We start from the raw sequence: 19,358 nt of genomic DNA on the forward strand, positions 1-19,358 counted from the left end.
ACCTACCTGGCGGGTCCCCTACAGAGGCGTGACGTAGGCGCCCGAGATCCCGCCGTCCACCAGGAAGTCGGTGGCGTTCACGAACGAGGCGTCGTCGCTGGCCAGGAAGGCGACGGCGGCCGCGATCTCGTCGGCGGCGGCGAACCGGCCGACGGGGATGTGGACGAGGCGGCGTGCCGCGCGCTCCGGGTCCTTCGCGAACAGCTCGCGCAGCAGCGGGGTGTCGACCGGGCCGGGGCACAGGGCGTTGACCCGGATGCCCTCGCGGGCGAACTGCACGCCGAGTTCGCGGGACATGGCGAGGACGCCGCCCTTGGAGGCGGTGTAGGAGATCTGGGAGGTGGCCGCGCCCATCCGGGCCACGAACGAGGCGGTGTTGATGATGGAGCCCTTGCCCTGGCGCCGCATGTAGGGGATGGCGGCCTTGCAGCACAGGTACACGGAGGTGAGGTTGACGTCCTGGACGCGCTTCCACGCCTCCAGGCCGGTGTCGAGGATCGAGTCGTCGTCGGGCGGTGAGATGCCCGCGTTGTTGAAGGCGACGTCGACGGAGCCGTAGGTCTCGAACGCGGTCCGGAACAGGGCCTCGACCTGGTCGGCGTCGGTCACGTCGACCGGTACGAAGGTGCCGCCGACGGCCTCCGCCGCCTTCTTTCCGGCGTTCTCGTCGATGTCGCCGCAGACGACGTGCGCGCCCTCGGAGGCGAGGCGGCGGGCGGTGGCGAGGCCGATGCCGCTGCCGGCGCCGGTGATGACGGCGGTGCGGCCGACGAGGCGGCGGCAGATGTTCTCTTCGGTCATGGGTTTTCTCAGGCCTCCGTGCTGATGAAGACGTTCTTGGTTTCGGTGAAGGCGGTGAGGGCGTCGGGGCCCAGTTCGCGGCCGAGGCCGGACTGCTTGACGCCGCCGAACGGGGTCCAGTAGCGCACGGCGGAGTGCGAGTTGACGGACAGGTTCCCGGCGCGGACGGCGCCCGACACGCGCAGGGCGCGGCCCAGGTCCCGGGTCCAGACCGAACCGGCGAGGCCGTACGGGGTGGCGTTGGCGAGGCGGATCGCGTCCGCCTCGTCGGTGAAGGGCAGCAGGACCGCGACGGGCCCGAAGATCTCCTCCACGGCCGCGGGCGCGTCGGCGGCTTCGGCGGTCAGCACGGTCGGCGGGAACCAGAAGCCGGGCCCGGTGGGCGCGGTGCCCCGGATGCCGGGGGCGGAGTCGGGCACGAGGTTCCTGACCCGGTCGAGCTGGGCGCGGGAGATCAGCGGGCCCATCGCCGTCTTCTCGTCCAGCGGGTCGCCGACGACGACGGCGCCGAGCGCGTCGGTGAGCAGCGCCGCGGCCTCCTCGTACACCGTCTCCTGGACGAGGATGCGGGTGCGGGCGCAGCAGTCCTGGCCGGAGTTGTCGAGGAACGAGAACGGGTCGAGGGCCTTCGTCAGGTCGGCGTCCGCGAAGACGACGTTGGGGCTCTTGCCGCCGAGTTCGAGCGTGACCGGCTTGACCAGGGCGGCGCACCGCTCCATGATCTCGCGGCCGGTGCGGGTCGACCCGGTGAAGACGATCTTCGCGACGTCCGGGTGGTCGACAAGGGCCGCTCCGGCGACCGGGCCCTCGCCGGGCAGTACCTGGAACAGGCCCTCGGGAAGGCCCGCCTCCAGGGCGAGTTCGGCCAGGCGCAGGGCGGTGAGCGGGGTGGTCTCGGCGGGCTTGAGGACGACCGCGTTGCCCGCCGCGAGTGCGGGGGCCGTGCCCCAGGCGGCGATCGGCATCGGGAAGTTCCACGGGGCGATGACGCCGACGACGCCGAGCGGTTCGTGGAAGGTGACGTCCCAGCCGCCGGGGGCCGGGATCTGCGCGCCGTTGAGGCGTTCGGCGCCACCGGCCGCGTACAGCAGCAGGTCGCGGGCGTTGCCCGCCTCCCAGCGGGCGTTGCCGATGAGGTGCCCGGCCTCGCGGACCTCCAGCTGCGCCAGCTCTTCGAGATGCTGGTCGACGGTGTCGGCGAAGCGGCGGAGGAGCCGGGCCCGGTCGGCGGGGGCGGCCGCGGCCCAGGCGCGCTGGGCGGTGACGGCTCGGGCGACGGCGCGGGCGATGTCGTCGGCGTCGGCGGCGGGCACGGTCGCGACGACGTCTTCCGTCGCCGGGTTCAGTACCTGGAGCACAGGGGGGTCCTCACATGCGTTCGAAGGAGCGGCGCAGCTCCCAGTCGGTCACCGCGGCGTCGAACGCGTCGAGTTCGACCCGCGCCATGTTGCGGTAGTGGGCGACGACCTCGTCGCCGAACGCGGCCCGGGCGATGGGGCTGTCCGCCCAGAGGTCGGCGGCCTCGCGCAGGGTGGTGGGGACGTGTGCGTAGCCGGCCGTGTAGGCGTTGCCCGCGCAGGCGTCGGGGAGGCCGAGCTTGTACTCGACGCCGTGCAGGCCTGCGGCGATGAGGCCCGCGACGGCGAGGTACGGGTTGACGTCGCCGCCGGGCAGCCGGTTCTCGAATCTCAGCGAGCGGCCGTGGCCGACGACGCGCAGCGCGCAGGTGCGGTTGTCGTGGCCCCAGGCGACGGCGGTCGGGGCGAAGGAGCCCTGCTGGAACCGCTTGTAGGAGTTGATGTGCGGTGCGTAGAGGAGGGAGAAGTCGCGCAGCGCGGCGAGCTGCCCGGCGAGGAAGTGCCGCATCAGCTCGGACATGTCCCGGCCGTCGGCCATCGCGTTGGCACCGTCCGCGTCGGCGAGGGAGAGGTGGATGTGGCAGGAGTTGCCCTCGCGCTCGTTGTACTTCGCCATGAAGGTGAGCGAGACGCCCTCCTGGGCGGCGATCTCCTTGGCGCCCGTCTTGTAGATCGCGTGCTGGTCGCAGGTGACGAGGGCTTCGTCGTAGCGGAAGGCGATCTCGTGCTGGCCGGGGTTGCACTCCCCCTTGGCGGACTCGACGGTGAGGCCCGCGCCCGCCATCTCGTTGCGGATCCGGCGCAGCAGGGGCTCGACGCGGCCGGTGCCGAGGACCGAGTAGTCGATGTTGTACTGGTTGGCCGGGGTGAGGCCGCGGTAGTTGGCGTCCCAGGCCTGCTCGTAGGTGTCCTTGAAGACGATGAACTCCAGCTCGGTGCCGACCTGGGCGGTGAGCCCGAGGGCGGCGAGCCGGTCCAGCTGGCGGCGCAGGATCTGCCGGGGCGCGGCGACGACGGGTGAGCCGTCGTCCCAGGCGAGGTCGGCGACGAGCATCGCCGTGCCGTCGTTCCAGGGGACACGGCGCAGGGTGGTGAGGTCGGGGTGCATGGCGAAGTCGCCGTAGCCGCGCTCCCAGGACGACATCGCGTAGCCGTCGACGGTGTTCATCTCGGCGTCGACCGCGAGGAGGTAGTTGCAGCCCTCGGTGCCGTGCTCCAGGACCTCGTCGAGGAAGAAGGATGCGGCGAACCGCTTGCCCTGGAGCCGCCCCTGCATGTCGGGGAAGGCCAGGACGACGGTGTCGATCTCTTCGTTCGCGACGAGGGAACGCAGTCCCTCGACGGAGAGCGGGGGTGTGCGGTCTGCCACGGGAAAGGCCTCCTCGGGTCCGCCATGAGCCGATGGGCCATAAGGTATGGGGCGCAACCATTGGTTGGGAAGGGGATCAGGGCTCATGTCGCGCACGAATGCGGACGGGGGACTCGCGACGGTGCTGCGCCCGGTGCGCGCGGGCAACGGCTTCGAGGAGGCGCTGGAGCAGATCCTCCAGGTGGTCCGGCTCGGCCTGGTGGCGGCCGGTGAACGGCTGCCTTCCGAGCGGGAGTTGGCGGAGCGCCTGGGGATCAGCCGGGTGACGCTGCGCGAGGTCCTGAAGGTCCTCCAGGACCAAGGGCTCGTCGAGGCGCGGCGCGGCCGGTACGGCGGGACGTTCGTGCTGCCGCGCCCCGGCGTGGGCGGCGAGGACGAGCTGCGGCGCCGCATCGCGGGCGTCGACGTGGAGGACGTGCTGCGGTTCCGCGAGGTCCTGGAGGTGGGGGCGGCCGGGCTGTGCGCGGCGCACGGCCTGGACGGCGCGCGGGCCGGGCGGCTGCGCGCGGCGCTCGCGGACACCCACGACGCGCCGCTCGCGGACTACCGCCGCCGGGACACGCTGCTCCATCTCACGCTCGCCGAGCTGTGCGGTTCGCCCACGCTCGCCGCGCAGTACGCGGCGGTGCGCGCGACGGTGAACGACCTCCTGGACTGCATCCCCCTCCTGGTCCGCAATCTGGAGCACTCCCAGCGCCAGCACACGGCGCTGGTGGAGGCCGTGCTCGACGGAGACGCGGACGGCGCGCGGGAGATGACGCGCGAGCACTGCGCGGGCACGGCCGCGCTGCTGCGCGGCTTCCTCGCCTGAACGTCCGGACCTGACCTTGCCGGCCCGAAAAGGTCCGGATCCGGTCCAATGGATCCGGGCGCGGTGACCGCATACTGAACGCCCCGGTGTGCGGCGCCGTGATCTCGTACCCTCTGGTGTCCCTGTCGCACAACAGAGGTCGGGAGCGCAGCACCATGGTGAGCAGGCCGCTGATCGGCATCAGCACCTACCTGGAGAAGAAGGCCAGTTGGGGCGTGTGGGAGATGCCCGCGACGCTCCTGCCCGCCGGTTACCCGCAGCTGGTGCAGTCCTCGGGCGGGCTCGCCGCGACGGTGCCGCCGGACGACGCGAAGCACGCCCCGTCGGTGGTGGCCCGGCTGGACGGGCTGATCATCGCGGGCGGACCGGACGTGGCGCCGGAGCGGTACAGGGCCGAGCGCGACCCGCGCACCGGCCCGTCCGCCGAGGAGCGCGACACCTGGGAACTGGCCCTGATCCGGGCGGCGCTGACCTCCGGGACGCCGCTGCTCGGCATCTGCCGCGGGATGCAGCTGCTGAACGTCGCGCTCGGCGGCACGCTCACCCAGCACATCGACGGTCATGTCGTGGAGACCGGTGTCTTCGGCCGGCACACGGTGACGCCGGTGCCGGGCACGCGGTACGGGGATCTGGTCCCGGAGCCGGCGGAGGTGCCGACCTATCACCATCAGGCGGTGGACCGGCTCGGCAAGGGCCTGGTCGCCTCCGCGCACGCGGCGGACGGCACCGTCGAGGCCGTCGAACTGCCCGGCATGTCCTGGGTGATCGGGGTGCAGTGGCACCCCGAGATGGGTGAGGACAAGCGCGTCACGGAGGGGTTGGTGCGCGCCGCGGGCACCCCGCACGGCTTCTGAGCCCCGGCGGGCCGTCAGCCCGTACGGGTCAGGCCCAGCAGATCGCGCGCCGGGCCCGTCGGGCGGTGGCCGGTGGGCCAGACGGCGCGCAGGGCGCGGGTCAGCGGCGCTGCGTCCAGCGGGATCTCGACCAGGCGGCGGGCGGTCAGCTCCTCGCCGACGGCCAGTTCGCTCAGGACCGAGGGGCCGGCGCCGCTGACCGCCGCGGCCTTCACCGCCGTCGTCGAGGAGAGCTCGATCAGCGGGCGGGCCAGGCCGCCCAGGGCGGCGTCGAGGACCTGGCGGGTGCCCGAGCCCTCCTCGCGGAGGATGAGCGCGGTCGCGGCCAGCTCGTCCGGTGTCAGCGGCTTGCGGCGGCGGGACCAGGGGTGGCTCGGGGCCGTCACGACGATCAGCCGGTCGTGGGCGATGACCGTCGAGTCCAGGCCCGCGGGGACGGTGAGCCCCTCGACGAAGCCCAGGTCCGCCTCGCCCGCGAGCAGCCGCTCCGCGACCACCGCCGAGTTCCCGGCCAGCAGCGAGACCGCCGTGTCGGGCCGTGCGGCCCGCAGCGCGAGGAGCCAGCGCGGCAGCAGGTACTCGGCGATCGTCATGCTCGCCGCCACCGTGAGGCGCGAGTCCCTGCGGTCGCGCAGCGCCTGTGCCCCCGCGTCGAACTCCTCCGCCGCCGCCACGATCCGCCGCGCCCAGTCCGTGACCAGCGCGCCGGTGCCGGTCAGCCGGGAGCCGCGCGGGGAGCGGTCGACCAGGGCCAGGCCGAGCTGGCGCTCCATGGAGCGGATCCGGCTGCTGGCCGCGGGCTGGCTGATGCCCAGTTCGCGCGCGGCGGCGCCGAGGCTGCCCAGGCGGGCCACGGCGAGGAGCAGTTCGAGCGCGCCGAGGTCGGGCACGCGGTGGGCGAGCAGCCCGGGCGGGGACTCCCGTACAGGGTTCTGCTGCTCCCGTTGCCTGTGCCGTTCCTCGCCCATAAGGCCAGGTTATGCCCTCATACAGGGAACGTCCCTGGTGGGGGGCGGTGGGGCGGCGCATCGTGAAGGCATGGTCACTGCTGCCCAGCCCCACGCTCTCCCCGCCACCGGCGTCCCCTCCGTCCGGGCGGCCGCCGTCCGCCACCTCGGCCCCAACTGGTACGCGGCCGTCATGGGTACCGCGATCGTCGCCAACGCGGGCGCCACGCTCCCGGCCGGATTCCCGGGGCTGCGGACCGGCTGCACGGTGGTGTGGGCGCTGTCGTGCGTGGCGCTGGTGGCGGTGCTGGCCGCGCGGGCGCTGCACTGGACGCACCACCGCGACCAGGCCCGGGCCCATCTCCTCGACCCGGCGGTGGCGCCCTTCTACGGCTGTCTGTCGATGGCGCTGCTCGCGGTCGGCGCCGGGACGCTGCTCGTCGGGCGGGACTGGATCGGCCTCGGCGCCGCCGTGGCGGTCGACACCGTGCTGTTCGTCGCGGGCACGGCCGTCGGGCTCGCCGCCGCCGTCGCGATCCCGTATCTGATGGTCGTACGGCATCGGATCGAGCCGGGGCAGGCGTCGCCGGTGTGGCTGCTGCCCGTGGTCGCGCCGATGGTGTCGGCGGCGGTCGGCCCGCTGCTCGTGCCGCACCTGCCGGCCGGGCAGTGGCAGGAGTCCTTCCTCTTCGTCTGTTACGCGATGTTCGGCCTCAGTCTGCTGGCGACGCTGGTCATGCTGCCGGTGATCTTCGCGCGGCTGGTCACGGCGGGCCCGCTGCCGCTGCTTCTGACCCCGACCCTCTTCCTCGTGCTCGGTCCGCTGGGCCAGTCGACGACGGCGGCCAACAAGTTCGCCGATGTCGCGGGCGGGGTGCTTCCCGCCTCGTACGCGCACGGGTTCACGGCGTTCGCGGTGCTGTACGGGGTGCCGGTGATGGGGTTCGCGATGCTGTGGCTGGCGTTCGCCCTGGCGATGGTGGTGCGGGCGCGGCGCGAGGGGATGGGGTTCGCGATGACGTGGTGGGCGTTCACGTTCCCCGTCGGGACCTGTGTCACCGGCGCGGAGGGCCTGGGCAAGCACACGGGACTCGCCGTCTTCGACGGGCTGGCGCTCGTGCTCTACGCGGCCCTGGTCGCGGCCTGGGCGGTGGCGTCGGTCCGGACGATCCGGGGCCTGCTCGACGGGCGGCTGCTCGCGGCGCCCGGCACGCCCCGGACGCCGTGACGCCGCCTGCTCACCGCTCCCCCAGCGCCCTGCGCAGCACCTCGGGCGCCTGCCCCAACGACGGCCCGTACCAGGTGAGATGGCGGCCGCTGACCAGCGCGGACGGCGCCGTGAAGGCCTCCGGTCCGTCGTCGGCGGTGAAACGGTACGGCTCGTCGGGCAGCACCACCACGTCCTTTTCCACGGCTTCCAGCGCGTCGAGCGGGATGCGCGGGTAGCGCTCGGCGTGGTCCGCGTACACGTTGTCGACGCCGAGGCGGGCGAGCAGGTCGCCGGCGAAGGTGTCGCGGCCGAGGACCATCCACGGGCGCCGCCAGATCGGGACCACGGCCCGGACGCGGCGGGCGGGCGGCGCGAGAGCGGCCCAGGCCGCCTCCGCCTCGTCGAGCCAGCGCGGCCGGGACGCCGCGCCGCACGCGCGCAGCACCCAGCCCAGCTCCGCCGTCGCCTGCGGCAGGGTGCGCACCTCGGTGACCAGGACCTCGATCCCGGCGGCGCGCAGGGCGGCGAGGTCGGGGGCGCGGTTCTCCTCCTCGTTGGCGACGACCAGGTCGGGGCGGAGTGCGACGACCGCCCGCACGTCGGGGTTCTTGGTGCCGCCGATCCGGGTCACGTCCAGGTCGGCCGGATGGGTGCACCAGTCGGTGGCGCCGACGAGGACGCCCGGCAGCGTGACGGCGACCGCCTCGGTCAGGGACGGCACAAGAGAGACGACGCGCACGACGCGGCCCTACTTGGGGCCGGGCTCGTCGACCGCGTCGATGTGCTCCGCGACGGCCACCACGAGCACCCGGGCGTCCGGCACGGTCGCCCGCCACCGGTGCCGTACGCCACCGGTCAGGTACAGGGTGTCGCCGCGCACGAGACGGTACGCGCGGCCCTCCGCCTCCACCTCGACGGCGCCCTCGGTGACGTGCATCAGCACGTCGTTGCGCAGCTGGAACTCGCGGCCCGGGTCGTGGTCCCCCACGAACTCCTGGGCGTGCATCTGGTGGTGCCCGCGCACCAGGGACCGCACGACGCCGCCCGCCGACTCCTCCTCGACGTCGGTGTCGTCGGCGCGGACCAGATCGACGGTGCGGGCCGGGTCGGCGGCGGCGAGCAGTTCGACGGCGGTGGTGCCGAGGGCGTCGGCGACCTTCTCCAGGGAACGGCGGCTGGGCCGCGCCCGCTCGTTCTCCACCTGGCTGAGGAAGGGCACCGACAGGCCGCTGCGCTCGGCGACGGCGGACAGCGTCAGCTCCAGTGTCCGGCGCCGGCGCCGGACGGCCGCGCCCACGCGGAGTGACTCCTTGTGTTCATCCATGACGTCCGCTCCCTCCCACCGGTGGCCGTGTCCGTTTGGTTGCACCCTACGCAAGTTCGTCGCGCTGTTTCATGTGAGCGGCGCAAGCCGTGGTCCAGGTTCCGGCCGTGTGCTACAGCTCGCGCCAGTAGACGAGCTGTCCGGCCTCCCCCGGCGCGGCCCCCTCCGCCGGGATGAACAGGCTTACCAGGAGCGCCCGGTGACCGCCAGGGTCCGTGATCCGGGTCGCGGACGGATTGGCGAAGGAGGTGGAGCCGCCCCCGGTGCGCAGCGGCACCCGGTCGGCTCGGCCGGACGCGGGATCGTAGGCGTACGCCGACCAGCTGCCGAAGTCGTTCCGCCGGCGCTGGCCCTCGATGAGCACCATGGGTTCTCCGGCGAGGCCGAGCCGGTCGCGGTCCCCTATGTTCCCGCCGGTGCCGTACCGCTCCACGGCCCGGTCGAGGCGGTGGTCCGGGGCGGCGTGCCAGGTGGTGTAGTTCCGGAGCGTGGCGGTCAGTTGACGGTCGGTGTCGCAGTCGGCGCGGTAGTGGCCGGTCAGCTCGACGGTGCCGCCGTGCACGGCGGTGATCGCCGGGGTGCCCTCGGCGCAGGCGGAGAGGGTGCGGGGCGCGTCGAAGCGGTGGGCGGCGCGGCCGGTGAGGAGTGCGTCCAGATCGTCGTAGGCGCGTACGGCGATGTGGTTGCGGGGGTCCTTCTCGTACGCGAGGACGTAGCCGCCGTGTCCGTCGGCGGCGAGCGCCGGCTGGCTGGAGCCCGCGCCGAAGTCGTGGCGGCGCTGCCAGTGCAGCAGGTCGGCGGAGGTGGCGACGGCGGAGTGGAAGCGGCCGTCGGCGCGCATCGTGTGGTAGACGGCCAGGTACGTTCCGTCGGCTTCGTCGGGGGCCTGGACGATCTGGGCGGCGTCCATGGTGGCGCCGGTGTCGTCGGTGAGGCCGTAGTGGTGGCCGTCCGCCTGGGTGACATCGGCGGCAAGCGCGACAAAACGGGCGGTGGCCGCCGAGGCCGGGTGGACGCTGGCGGCGGGCAGCTGGATCAGCAGCAGGACGGCGGCCAGCGCGGCGGCGACGAAGGCGCTGAGCCGGGCGGCGGTCACGGTGCTGTCGAGCGTACGAGCGGACCGCGCCCGTGCGGCCCGCGCCGGGGCGTGGGGTGCGCCACAGACCGCGGGGACGGCACGAAGGGGTGGGCCCCGCCGGTGCGTACCGGCGGGGCCCACCCCGTCATGTCACTGGTGCCGTGAGTGCGTCCCGGTCAGGACACCGGAGCCAGCTTGTCCTCCAGACCGGGCTGGGAGTCCAGCCACTTGCGGGCGGAGGCCTTCTCGTTGCCGGCCCCGCCCTTCTGGATCTCCACCTCGAGCGAGGCGAGCTGCTTGTCGGTCATCTTGAAGTTCTTCAGCCACTTGTCGAACTCGGGGAAGTCCGAGGCGAAGTCCTTCTTGCCGACGATGTGGATCCGCTCGCCCTTGCCCCAGGCGCCCTTCGGGTCCTTGAGCTTCTTCAGGTCGTACTTGCCGTACGCCCAGTGCGGCGACCAGAGCGTCACCACGACCGGCTCCTTCTTCTTGATGGAGCGGTTCAGCTCGGCCAGCATCGACGAGGTGCTGGAGGAGACGACCTTGTACTCGCCCTCCAGGCCGTACGCCTTCAGGACCTTCTTGTTCAGCGTTCCCATCATGCCGGCGCTGGCCTCGATGCCGATGATCTTGCCGTTGAACTTCTTGCCCTGACCCTTGAGGTCGGCGAGCGAGTCGATGCCCTTCACGTACGAGGGAACCGTCAGCTCCAGTGACGTGGGCCCGTACCAGGAGCCGATGTCGGAGAGCTGGTCCTTGTACTTGTCCACGTACTGCTTGTGCGTCTGTGGCAGCCAGCTGTCGAGCTGGACGTCCATCTGCCCCTGCGCGAGGGAGGTGTAGAGGGGGCCCGGGTCAAGCTGCTTGAGGTTCGGCTTGTAGCCGCGGTCCTCCAGGATGTTCTGCCACAGGTAGGTGCTCGCGATGGCCTCGTCCCACGGGAAGTACCCCATGTTGACGGTCTTGCCCGCGTCCTTGCCCTGCTTCTGCGCGCCGCCGCCGGGGACCGGGGCCAGCTTGTCGACCAGGCCGGGGTTCTTCTTCAGCCAGGTGCGCACGCCGTCCTGCTCGTGGCCCTCACCGGCGGCCTTGATGTCGTTCTCCAGGCTCGTGAGCTGCTTCTCGGTGAGCTTGAAGTCCTTCAGCCACTTGGCGACCGTCGGGTCCTTCTTCGCGAAGCCCTTGTGGGCGACCGTGTGCAGGTTCTCGCCCTTGCCCCAGGCGCCCTTCGGGTCCTTGAGCTTCTTCAGGTCGTACTTGCCGTACGCCCAGTGCGGCGACCACAGGGTCACCACGACCGGCTCCTTCTTCTTGATGGAGCGCTCCAGCTGGGCGAGCATCGTCGAGGTGCTGGACGAGACGACCTTGTACTCGCCGTCGAGGCCGTACTCCTTGAGGACCTTCTTGTTGAGGGTCCCCATCATGCCGGCGCTGGCCTCGATGCCGATGATCTTGCCGTCGAACTTCTTGCCCTGACCCTTGAGGTCGGCGAGCGAGTCGATGCCCTTCACGTACGAGGGAACCGTCAGCTCCAGCGACGTCGGGCCGTACCACGACCCCATGTCGTCGAGCTGGTTCTTGTACTTGTCCCAGTACGCCTTGTGGGTCGTCGGCAGCCAGGAGTCGGTCTGGAAGTCGATGTCGCCGCGCGCCACGCCGGAGTACAGCGGGCCCGGGTCGAGCTGCTTGACGTCCGTCTCGTAGCCGCGCTGCTCCAGCAGCTCCTTCCACAGGAACGTCGAGGCGGTGCCCTCGTCCCAGGGGATGTAGCCGATGTTGATCTTCTTGCCCTGGCCGACGTTCGTGCTCTTCGACGCGGTCGAGGAGTCGTCCGAGCCCGCGAGGTTCATCCCGCCGGCGACCAGCGCCAGCGCCACCACGCCGACGACGGCGACGACGCCGGCCGGCTTGTAGTGCGCGAAGGAGAACCCGCCGCGGGTGGCGGCCAGCTTGGCGGCGGCGCGGCGGCCCAGCGGGGAGACCCGCTCGTTGAGCGCGCCCGTCATCCGGTCCAGGTACATGGCCAGGACGACGACCGCGACACCGCTCTCGGCGGCGAGGCCGACCTTGAGCTGGGTGATCGCCGAGTAGACCTGCTCACCGAGGCCGCCCGCACCGGCCATACCGCCGATGACGACCATCGACAGGGCCAGCATGATGACCTGGTTGACACCGGCCATGATGGTCGGCAGCGCGAGGGGAAGCTGGACGCGGGTCAGGGTGGAGCGCGGGCTGGTGCCGAACGCGTCGGCCGCCTCGATCAGCTCACCGTCGACCTGCCGGATGCCCAGCTCGGTCATGCGCACGCCCGGCGGCATCGCGAAGATGACCGTCGCGAGCAGGCCCGGGGTGGTGCCGACGCCGAAGAACATGACGCCGGGGATCAGGTAGATGAACGCCGGCATCGTCTGCATGACGTCCAGCACCGGCCGGATGGCGCTGCTGACGCGGCTGCTGCGCGCGGCCCAGATGCCGACCGGCACGGCGATGACGATCGTGATGACCGCCGCGACGAGCACGAGGGACAGGGTGTCCATCGCGTCGTCCCACAGACCGAGCGAGTCGATCAGCGCCATGCCCACGAAGGCCAGGACGCCGGGGAGCAGACCGCGCAGCCAGCACGCGATCACGGCGAGGATGCCGGCCATCAGCAGCGGCTCGCCGCCGCCGAGCACGGCGTCCACACCGTCGTACATGCCGCCCAGAACGGTCTGGATGGCGTCGAACAGCCAGGTCAGATGCGACTGGAGCCAGTCGACGGCGTCCTCGACCCAGTCACCGAAATGCAGCCTAGGCACCGGCGTTCACCTTCTCCACCGGGCCGTCGCCCTCCACGTCCTCCGGGCCCTGTGAGCCCTCCGAGGTCTCCACGGTCTTCATCGGCTCGCCGAGCACGGCGAGCAGCCGCTGCCTCGGGACGACGCCGAGCAGCTTGCCCGCGTCGTCGGTCACGGCCACGGGTGTCTCGCTGGTCGAGCAGGGCGTGAACAGCTCGATGATCGGAGTGTCCTCGGTGACCGTCGCCGGGGCCTCGGACGCCTTGTACCCCTTGTCGGGGGTGGCCATGATCGCGCCCGCGGTCAGCACCCGGGAGCGGTCGACGTCCTGGGTGAAGGACGCGACGTAGTCGTTGGCCGGCGTGACGAGGATGTCCTCGGCGGAGCCGATCTGGACGATGCGGCCGTCGCGCATGACGGCGATGCTGTCGCCCAGGCGCATGGCCTCGTTCAGGTCGTGGGTGATGAAGACGATGGTCTTCTTCAGGGTCTTCTGCAGTTCGAGCAGCTGGTCCTGCATGTCGCGCCGGATCAGCGGGTCGAGCGCGCTGAACGACTCGTCCATCAGGAGCAGCTCGGCGTCGGTCGCGAGCGCGCGGGCCAGGCCCACACGCTGCTGCATACCGCCGGACAGCTCGTCGGGGAAGGACTTCTCCCACCCCTTCAGACCGGCCAGCTCCAGCGCCTCGTGGGCCCGCTTGTCGCGCTCGGCGCGCGGCACGCCCTGCACCTCGAGCCCGTAGGCCGCGTTCTCCAGGACGGAGCGGTGCGGGAAGAGCGCGAAGTGCTGGAAGACCATGCTGATCTTCTTGGAGCGCACCTCGCGCAGGTCGCGTGCGGACAGCTGCGTCAGGTCCTGGCCGTCGAAGCGGACGTGTCCCGCGGTGGGCTCCAGGAGTCCGTTGAGCATGCGCAGCAGCGTGGACTTGCCTGATCCGGACAGACCCATGACGACAAAGATCTGGCCCGGTTCGACGGTGAAGGACGCTTCGATGACGGCGGCTGTGGTGCCGTCGGCGCGCAGCTCCTCACGGTCGGCTCCGCGGCGGAGTTTTTCCACCGCCTCAGCGGGTCGTCTGCCGAAGACCTTGTACAGGTCTTCGGCTTCAAGCCTGGACACATACACCTCTCGGGTTGAAGCAGGACGGCCCGCCTCCCCCGCCGGCGGGCCGCGGAGCGAAACGGATTCTGACCGTCCGACCGACCTCGCCCAAGCGTTCATTAGTTGAACATGAGACCGGATTCGCTCCGGCTCGGCGCCTGCCCGGGCTTATGCGGGCCAAACACAGGAGTGGCCCAGTTCACATTCCGTTCACCGCCCGTCCGGCGCCTGTCGGTGCTGTACGGCATGATGCGCAAGGTGACTCAAGGACCCGCAGCCCCCTCCGCGCACCGGCGTCTGATGCTGCTCGACACCGCGTCCCTGTACTTCCGGGCCTACTTCGGGGTGCCCGACTCCGTGAAGGCCCCGGACGGCACTCCGGTGAACGCGGTGCGCGGACTGCTCGAATTCATCACGCGCCTCGTCCACGACCACCAGCCCACGCATCTGGTGGCGTGCATGGACGCGGACTGGCGCCCGCAGTGGCGCGTCGACCTGATCCCCTCGTACAAGGCGCACCGCGTCGCCGAGGAGACGCCCTCCGGCACCCCCGACGAGGAGGAGGTGCCCGACACCCTCTCGCCGCAGGTCCCGATCATCGAGGCCGTGCTGGACGCGGTGGGCATCGCGCGCGTCGGCGTCGCTGGGTACGAGGCGGACGACGTGATCGGCACCTTCACCGGGCGGGCGAGCGGCCCGGTCGACATCGTCACCGGCGACCGCGACCTGTTCCAGCTCGTCGACGACAAGCTGGAGCGGCGCGTGCTCTATCCCGTGAAGGGCGTCGGCACGCTCCAGATCACCGACGAGGACCTGCTGCGCGAGAAGTACGGCGTGGACGGCTCGGGCTACGCGGACATGGCGCTGCTGCGCGGCGACCCCAGCGACGGCCTGCCGGGCGTCCCCGGGATCGGCGAGAAGACGGCCGCGAAGCTGCTCGCGCAGTTCGGGAACCTGGCCGGGATCATGGCCGCGGTCGACGACCCGAAGGCGAAGCTGACGCCGACGCAGCGCAAGCGGCTGGACGAGTCGCGCCCGTACCTGGCGGTGGCGCCGACGGTCGTACGGGTCGCGGGCGACGTCCCGCTGCCCGACGTGGACACCGCTCTGCCCCGGGTGCCCCACGACGCGGCCGCGGTCGAGCAGTTGGGGGCCCGCTGGGGTTTGGGAGGTTCTTTGCAGCGGCTCCTCGCCACGCTCTCCGGATGAGGTGTTAGCTTAGGTAAACCTAAGTAGCAGTGGATCGAGGGAGACCGCACATGGCCGAGCGTCCCGCAGCGCGCAAGCCCCGCAAGGCCCGCTCCGCACAGGTCGTGCGCACGGAGCGCCTGACGCCTCACATGCAGCGGGTGGTGCTCGGCGGGGACGGCCTCGCGGACTTCCCCGCCGAGCTGGAGTACACCGACCACTACATGAAGCTGCTGTTCGTGCCGCCCGGCGTCGCGTACGAGGAGCCCTTCGACGTGGAGCGGATCCGGGAGGAACTGCCGCGCGAGCAGTGGCCCGTGACCCGTACGTACACGGTGCGCGCCTGGGACCCGGCCGCGCGCGAGCTGACCGTCGACTTCGTGATCCACGGCGACGAGGGCCTGGCCGGCCCCTGGTCCGCGGCGGTCCGGCCCGGCGAGACCATCCACTTCATGGGTCCGGGCGGCGCCTACCGCCCGGACCTCGGCGCCGACTGGCACCTGCTCGCCGGTGACGAGAGCGCGCTGCCCGCGATCGCCGCCGCGCTGGAGGTGCTGCCGGAGGGGACGCGGGCGCACGCCTTCATCGAGGTCGAGGGCCCCGAGGAGGAGCAGAAGATCGACACTCCCGTCGAGGTCACCTGGCTGCACCGGGCGGGCCGTCCGGTCGGCCGGGCGCTCGTCGCGGCGGTCACCGGACTCGACTTCCCCGAGGGCCGGCTGCACGCCTTCGTCCACGGCGAGGCCGGCTTCGTGAAGGAGCTGCGCCGCTACCTCCGGGTCGAACGCCAGATCCCCCGCGAGGACCTGTCGATCTCCGGTTACTGGCGCCTCGGCCACAACGAGGACGGCTGGCAGGCCTCGAAGCGCGACTGGAACGCCCAGGTGGAGGCCGAGCAGGAGGGTTAGGGCGGACCAAGGGACGTTCGGCACACGCCTTACGCCGTCTCCGGTTCGGCGAGGGCCCCGCTCCCGAACAGCCGCCGGGCCTCGGCCAGATCGGCCCGCGCCGCCCCGGCCGCGGAATCCAGATAGCCGTACGCGTCCTCGCCGACCGGGATCCTGAGCGGCAGCGGCTCCTCGGCGGCGACGACCGCGAGGACCCGCGCGGCGAAGTCGTCGGGGTCGCCGACGTCCGGGAGGTCGGTCAGGGCGCGGAAGGCCGCGAGCATCGGGCCGTTGGCCTCGTCGTAGGCTGCCACGCGGTCCCGGGTCTCGGTCATGGCGGTGCCGTAGCGGGTGGCGAACGTGCCGGGTTCCAGGACGGTGACGCGGATGCCGTGCGGCGCGGCCTCGACCACGAGGGTCTGGCTCATCGCCTCCAGCGCCTGCTTCCCGGCGGCATAGGCGGCGGTGCCGGGCAGGGTGATGTGCCCGGCCACGGAGGACACGTTGAGGATGTGGCCCGCGCCCTGGGCCCGCATCAGGGGCAGGACCAGCCGTGTCAGGCGCCACGGGCCGACGAGCAGGACGTCCAGCAGGTCGCGCAGTTCGGCGTCGGAGGTCTCCTCGACGGCGCCGAACAGGCCGCCGCCCGCGTTGTTGACCAGCACGTCGACGCCGCCGAGGCGCTCGGCCGCGTACCGGACGGCGGCGGCGCAGGAGTCGGCGTCGCGCAGTTCCAGCGCGACGGGGGTGATGCGGCCGGGCCAGGCGGCGGCCAGCTCCGCCAGGTCGGCGGTCCTGCGTGCGGTGACCACCAGGTCGTCGCCCTCCGCGGCGGCGGCGCCCGCCAGGGCCCGGCCGAGGCCGGACGAGCATCCAGTGATGAGCCAGCGTCGTCCCATGCGTTCCCCCGGGTGCCGGTTCGTGCGCCACCACCCCGGCGGCACCTCATCGTGGAGGCGGCACACGCCTCCCGTCTGCCCCGCTGCGGGAGCGTCGGCGGGCGCGTGGGCGCACCGGCCGGGCGCACGGGGCCCCGGCCGTCGTCCGGGACCCCGCCGCCGCTCTCAACCGCTGCCGGGCGAAGCCGCGTTCACCTCTCGGTCCGGAACGGTGACAGCCCCTCGGACACAGTCGCGCGGCATGGCGCGGCGCGCCGTTCGAGGAGGAACCTGCGCGGGGGCGCCGTACCCTTTCCCTGATGACGCGCCGAAGACCTCGCACCCCGCCCGCCCCGCTCCCCCAGCGCGACGGCATCGACCCGGTACGCGTACGGCTGCCCGTCGACGGCACCGACACCTGGCCCACCGTCCGCGACCACCTCGTGGAGCGGCTCCGCGCGGGCGACGGCGTGATCGACGCGATGATCGCCGACGGGCGCATCGTGCGGGCCGACGGCACGGCCGTCACCGCCACGACGGCGTACGAACCGGGCGGACACGTCTGGTTCCACCGCGACCTGGCACCCGAGACACCCGTGCCGTTCCCCCTCGGCATCGTGTACCGCGACGCCCACATCGTCGTCGCCGACAAGCCCCACTTCCTGGCCACGACCCCGCGCGGCAGCCATGTCGCCGAGACCGCACTCGCGCGCCTGCGCCGCGAGCTGGGCATCCCGGCGCTGGGCCCGGCCCACCGGCTCGACCGGCTGACGGCGGGGCTCGTGCTGTTCGTCGTGCGGCCGCAGGAGCGGGGCAGGTACCAGACGCTGTTCCGGGACCGGCTCGTGGCCAAGGAGTACGAGGCGGTGGCCCCGTACGATCCCGCGGTGCCGCTGCCCGCGACCCTGCGCAGCCGGATCGAGAAGGAGCCCGGGGTGCTCGCCGCGCGGGAGGTCCCGGACGGCGAACCCAATGCCGAGACCGGGGTGCGGCTCGACGGCCGCGCGGGACCGCTCGGCCTGTACAGGCTGACACCGCACACCGGGCGCACCCATCAGCTGCGGGTGCACATGAACAGCCTGGGCCTGCCGATCCTCGGCGACCCCCTGTACCCGGCGGTCATCGACGCGGTCGCGCCCGGTGACTTCCGCCGGCCGCTGCAACTCCTCGCGCGGACACTGGAGTTCCGGGATCCGGTGACCGGGCGCGAGCACCGGTTCGTCAGCGCTCGCACCCTGCGCGCCTGGACGTCGTACGAGTCCTGGGCCACCGAACCGGCCGATCAGTAGCCGCGCCACCAGCGCAGGAACCGCTGCCAGGCGCCGACCGGAGGCTCCGGCTCGGCCTGCGGCACCGGGGCGGCGGGTGCCGCAGGCTCCACAGGCGCAACAGGCGGCATGGGCGCGGCCGGTGCGGGAGGCGACGAGACCTGCCAGTCCGGCTTGCGCGGCGGGGTGATGCTGGGCTTGCCGCTGACGTCCTGCTGCGCCCGGGGCGTGAACGTCACCGGGAGCGTCACCAGATGCCGGGACAGGATCGACGAGCGCCACCGCAACTCGCTCTCGTCGACGGAGAGTTCGGTGTCGGGCAGCCGCATCAGGAACGCGTCGACCCCGATCTCGGCGATGGCGCGGCCGATGTCCTGTCCGGGGCACTCGTGCGGCCCGCCGCCGAACGCGAGATGCGAGCGGTTGCCCATCATGTGGGCGGTCGGGTCGGGGCGGACGACCGGGCACACATTGCCCGGCTGGATCCCGAAGAGCAGACCGTCGCCCGCGCGGATCCGCTGCCCGCCCAGCTCGGTGTCCACCTTCGCGAAGTAGCCGATCATGGCGCTGAACGGCGGTTCGTCCCACAGCGACTGCTCGACGGCCTCGGGCACGGTCATCTGCCCGCCGTTGAGCTGGGCGCGGAAGCGCGGGTCGGTGAGCACGACGCGCAGCACGTTCGCGATGAGGTTGGCCGTGGCCTCGTACCCGGCGATGAGGACCAGGCGCAGGTGGTGCGCGACCTCCTCGTCGGTGAGCCCGGCCGGGTCGCTGATCAGCCCGCTGGTGAAGTCGCCGTCGACCGGCCGGGCCCGGCGGCGCGCCACGAGGTCGAACAGGACGCCCATGATGAACTCGTTGCTGGCGATGGCCGTCTCGGTGCCCTTGAGGAAGTCGCGGGCGTTCTGCACGATCCGCTCGCTGTAGGCCTCGGGGGCGCCGATGACGTCGAGCATCACCATCATCGGCAGGTGCTCGGCGAACTCGCTGACGATGTCGCAGGTGCCGCGCTCGGAGAACCGGTTGATGATCTCCTGGGTGCCCTTGTTGATGGACCGGCGCAGGCTGCGGTGCTCGATGGTCGACATGGCGGCGGTGACCGCGCCGCGCAGCCGGGCGTGCTCGGCCCCCTCGACGAAGGACGCCATGGGCTGCCAGCTGATGACCGGGGCGAGCGGGTGCGTGGGCTTGAACGTGCCGTCCTTCATCGGCGTCCAGATACGGGCGTCCCGGGTGAACTGGGACGTGCTGCGCACCATGTGCAAGTTCTCGGTGTGGCCGAGCACCGCCCACATCTGAACGTCCTCGTGGATGAACACGGGCGCGACCGGGCCGTGTTCGGCGCGCAGCTTCTCGTAGAGGGCCGGGATGTCGGCGTCGGCCTCGGGCCCGTAGAGCCGGCGCACCCCGCCCGGGCCGAGGGCGTGCGCGGGACAGCCGGGCGGCGGAGCCTCGCCGTAGCCGTCGATGTCGTCGTACCCGGCGGGTGACTGGGAGGGGTTGGGG

General features: G+C 72.2%; 17 protein-coding genes. 6 read left to right on the plus strand and 11 right to left on the minus strand.

Going from position 1 to position 19,358, the window contains the following annotated elements; translation table 11 throughout:
* Positions 1 to 18: 18 nt before the first annotated feature.
* Genes ABII15_RS07360 through ABII15_RS07370 form a run of 3 tightly spaced genes read right to left on the minus strand, consistent with a single transcriptional unit; the run spans position 19 to position 3,528 of the window.
* Positions 19 to 801 carry a 3-oxoacyl-ACP reductase gene (locus ABII15_RS07360; RefSeq protein WP_353941455.1) on the minus strand — a complete coding sequence of 261 codons (783 nt, stop codon included), beginning with the start codon at positions 799 to 801 and terminating at the stop codon, positions 19 to 21.
* Between the two features lie 8 nt (positions 802 to 809).
* Entirely contained in the window at positions 810 to 2,159 is a 1,350-nt protein-coding gene (locus ABII15_RS07365) for an aldehyde dehydrogenase family protein (protein ID WP_353941456.1), read from the minus strand.
* A 10-nt stretch (positions 2,160 to 2,169) separates the two neighbouring features.
* The gene (locus ABII15_RS07370; protein WP_353941457.1) at positions 2,170 to 3,528 is read right to left on the minus strand and encodes a glutamine synthetase family protein; all 1,359 of its coding nucleotides are present in this window, start codon (positions 3,526 to 3,528) and stop codon (positions 2,170 to 2,172) included.
* Positions 3,529 to 3,613: 85 nt separating this feature from the next.
* Between ABII15_RS07370 and ABII15_RS07375 the strand changes: the two genes are divergently transcribed.
* Entirely contained in the window at positions 3,614 to 4,339 is a 726-nt protein-coding gene (locus ABII15_RS07375) for an FCD domain-containing protein (protein ID WP_353941458.1), read from the plus strand.
* 155 nt (positions 4,340 to 4,494) lie between these two features.
* On the plus strand, positions 4,495 to 5,193 hold the full coding sequence (locus tag ABII15_RS07380) for a gamma-glutamyl-gamma-aminobutyrate hydrolase family protein (RefSeq protein ID WP_353941459.1): 699 nt from the start codon (positions 4,495 to 4,497) through the stop codon (positions 5,191 to 5,193).
* A 14-nt stretch (positions 5,194 to 5,207) separates the two neighbouring features.
* Here ABII15_RS07380 and ABII15_RS07385 read toward each other — a convergent pair whose 3' ends face one another.
* Positions 5,208 to 6,161, minus strand: coding sequence for a LysR family transcriptional regulator (locus ABII15_RS07385; RefSeq protein WP_353941460.1), 954 nt, complete (start codon positions 6,159 to 6,161; stop codon positions 5,208 to 5,210).
* A gap of 70 nt (positions 6,162 to 6,231) precedes the next feature.
* On the opposite strand from ABII15_RS07385, the gene ABII15_RS07390 reads away from it, so the two are divergent.
* The gene (locus ABII15_RS07390; protein ID WP_353941461.1) at positions 6,232 to 7,368 is read left to right on the plus strand and encodes a TDT family transporter; all 1,137 of its coding nucleotides are present in this window, start codon (positions 6,232 to 6,234) and stop codon (positions 7,366 to 7,368) included.
* 10 nt (positions 7,369 to 7,378) lie between these two features.
* Here ABII15_RS07390 and ABII15_RS07395 read toward each other — a convergent pair whose 3' ends face one another.
* The 5 genes from ABII15_RS07395 to ABII15_RS07415 form a co-directional block, all read right to left on the minus strand.
* Complete coding sequence (locus ABII15_RS07395; protein ID WP_353941462.1) at positions 7,379 to 8,089, minus strand: helical backbone metal receptor; 711 nt, start codon at positions 8,087 to 8,089, stop codon at positions 7,379 to 7,381.
* A gap of 9 nt (positions 8,090 to 8,098) precedes the next feature.
* Positions 8,099 to 8,674 carry an XRE family transcriptional regulator gene (locus ABII15_RS07400; RefSeq protein ID WP_353941463.1) on the minus strand — a complete coding sequence of 192 codons (576 nt, stop codon included), beginning with the start codon at positions 8,672 to 8,674 and terminating at the stop codon, positions 8,099 to 8,101.
* A 112-nt stretch (positions 8,675 to 8,786) separates the two neighbouring features.
* Positions 8,787 to 9,770: a hypothetical protein gene (locus ABII15_RS07405; RefSeq protein WP_353941464.1), complete on the minus strand. Its 984-nt coding sequence runs from the start codon at positions 9,768 to 9,770 to the stop codon at positions 8,787 to 8,789.
* 158 nt (positions 9,771 to 9,928) lie between these two features.
* Positions 9,929 to 12,550, minus strand: a complete 2,622-nt coding sequence (locus ABII15_RS07410; protein WP_353941465.1) for an ABC transporter permease/substrate binding protein — start codon at positions 12,548 to 12,550, stop codon at positions 9,929 to 9,931.
* Positions 12,543 to 13,649, minus strand: coding sequence for a glycine betaine/L-proline ABC transporter ATP-binding protein (locus ABII15_RS07415; protein ID WP_353941466.1), 1,107 nt, complete (start codon positions 13,647 to 13,649; stop codon positions 12,543 to 12,545). The genes ABII15_RS07410 and ABII15_RS07415 overlap by 8 nt, the downstream gene beginning before the upstream one ends.
* Before the next feature lie 231 nt (positions 13,650 to 13,880).
* On the opposite strand from ABII15_RS07415, the gene ABII15_RS07420 reads away from it, so the two are divergent.
* Entirely contained in the window at positions 13,881 to 14,840 is a 960-nt protein-coding gene (locus ABII15_RS07420; protein WP_353946986.1) for a 5'-3' exonuclease, read from the plus strand.
* Positions 14,841 to 14,890: 50 nt separating this feature from the next.
* Positions 14,891 to 15,727, plus strand: coding sequence for a siderophore-interacting protein (locus ABII15_RS07425; RefSeq protein ID WP_353941467.1), 837 nt, complete (start codon positions 14,891 to 14,893; stop codon positions 15,725 to 15,727).
* Positions 15,728 to 15,756: 29 nt separating this feature from the next.
* On the opposite strand, the gene ABII15_RS07430 is transcribed toward ABII15_RS07425, so the two are convergent.
* Entirely contained in the window at positions 15,757 to 16,605 is an 849-nt protein-coding gene (locus ABII15_RS07430) for an SDR family NAD(P)-dependent oxidoreductase (protein WP_353941468.1), read from the minus strand.
* 299 nt (positions 16,606 to 16,904) lie between these two features.
* Between ABII15_RS07430 and ABII15_RS07435 the strand changes: the two genes are divergently transcribed.
* Positions 16,905 to 17,873: a pseudouridine synthase gene (locus ABII15_RS07435; RefSeq protein WP_353941469.1), complete on the plus strand. Its 969-nt coding sequence runs from the start codon at positions 16,905 to 16,907 to the stop codon at positions 17,871 to 17,873.
* Here the strand turns inward: ABII15_RS07435 and ABII15_RS07440 are convergent.
* Positions 17,867 to 19,321, minus strand: coding sequence for a cytochrome P450 (locus tag ABII15_RS07440; RefSeq protein WP_353946987.1), 1,455 nt, complete (start codon positions 19,319 to 19,321; stop codon positions 17,867 to 17,869). The two genes, ABII15_RS07435 and ABII15_RS07440, sit on opposite strands and share 7 nt — an antisense overlap.
* Positions 19,322 to 19,358: the final 37 nt, after the last annotated feature.

It is taken from the genome of Streptomyces sp. HUAS MG91 (assembly GCF_040529335.1).
Lineage (GTDB): Bacteria > Actinomycetota > Actinomycetes > Streptomycetales > Streptomycetaceae > Streptomyces > Streptomyces tabacisoli.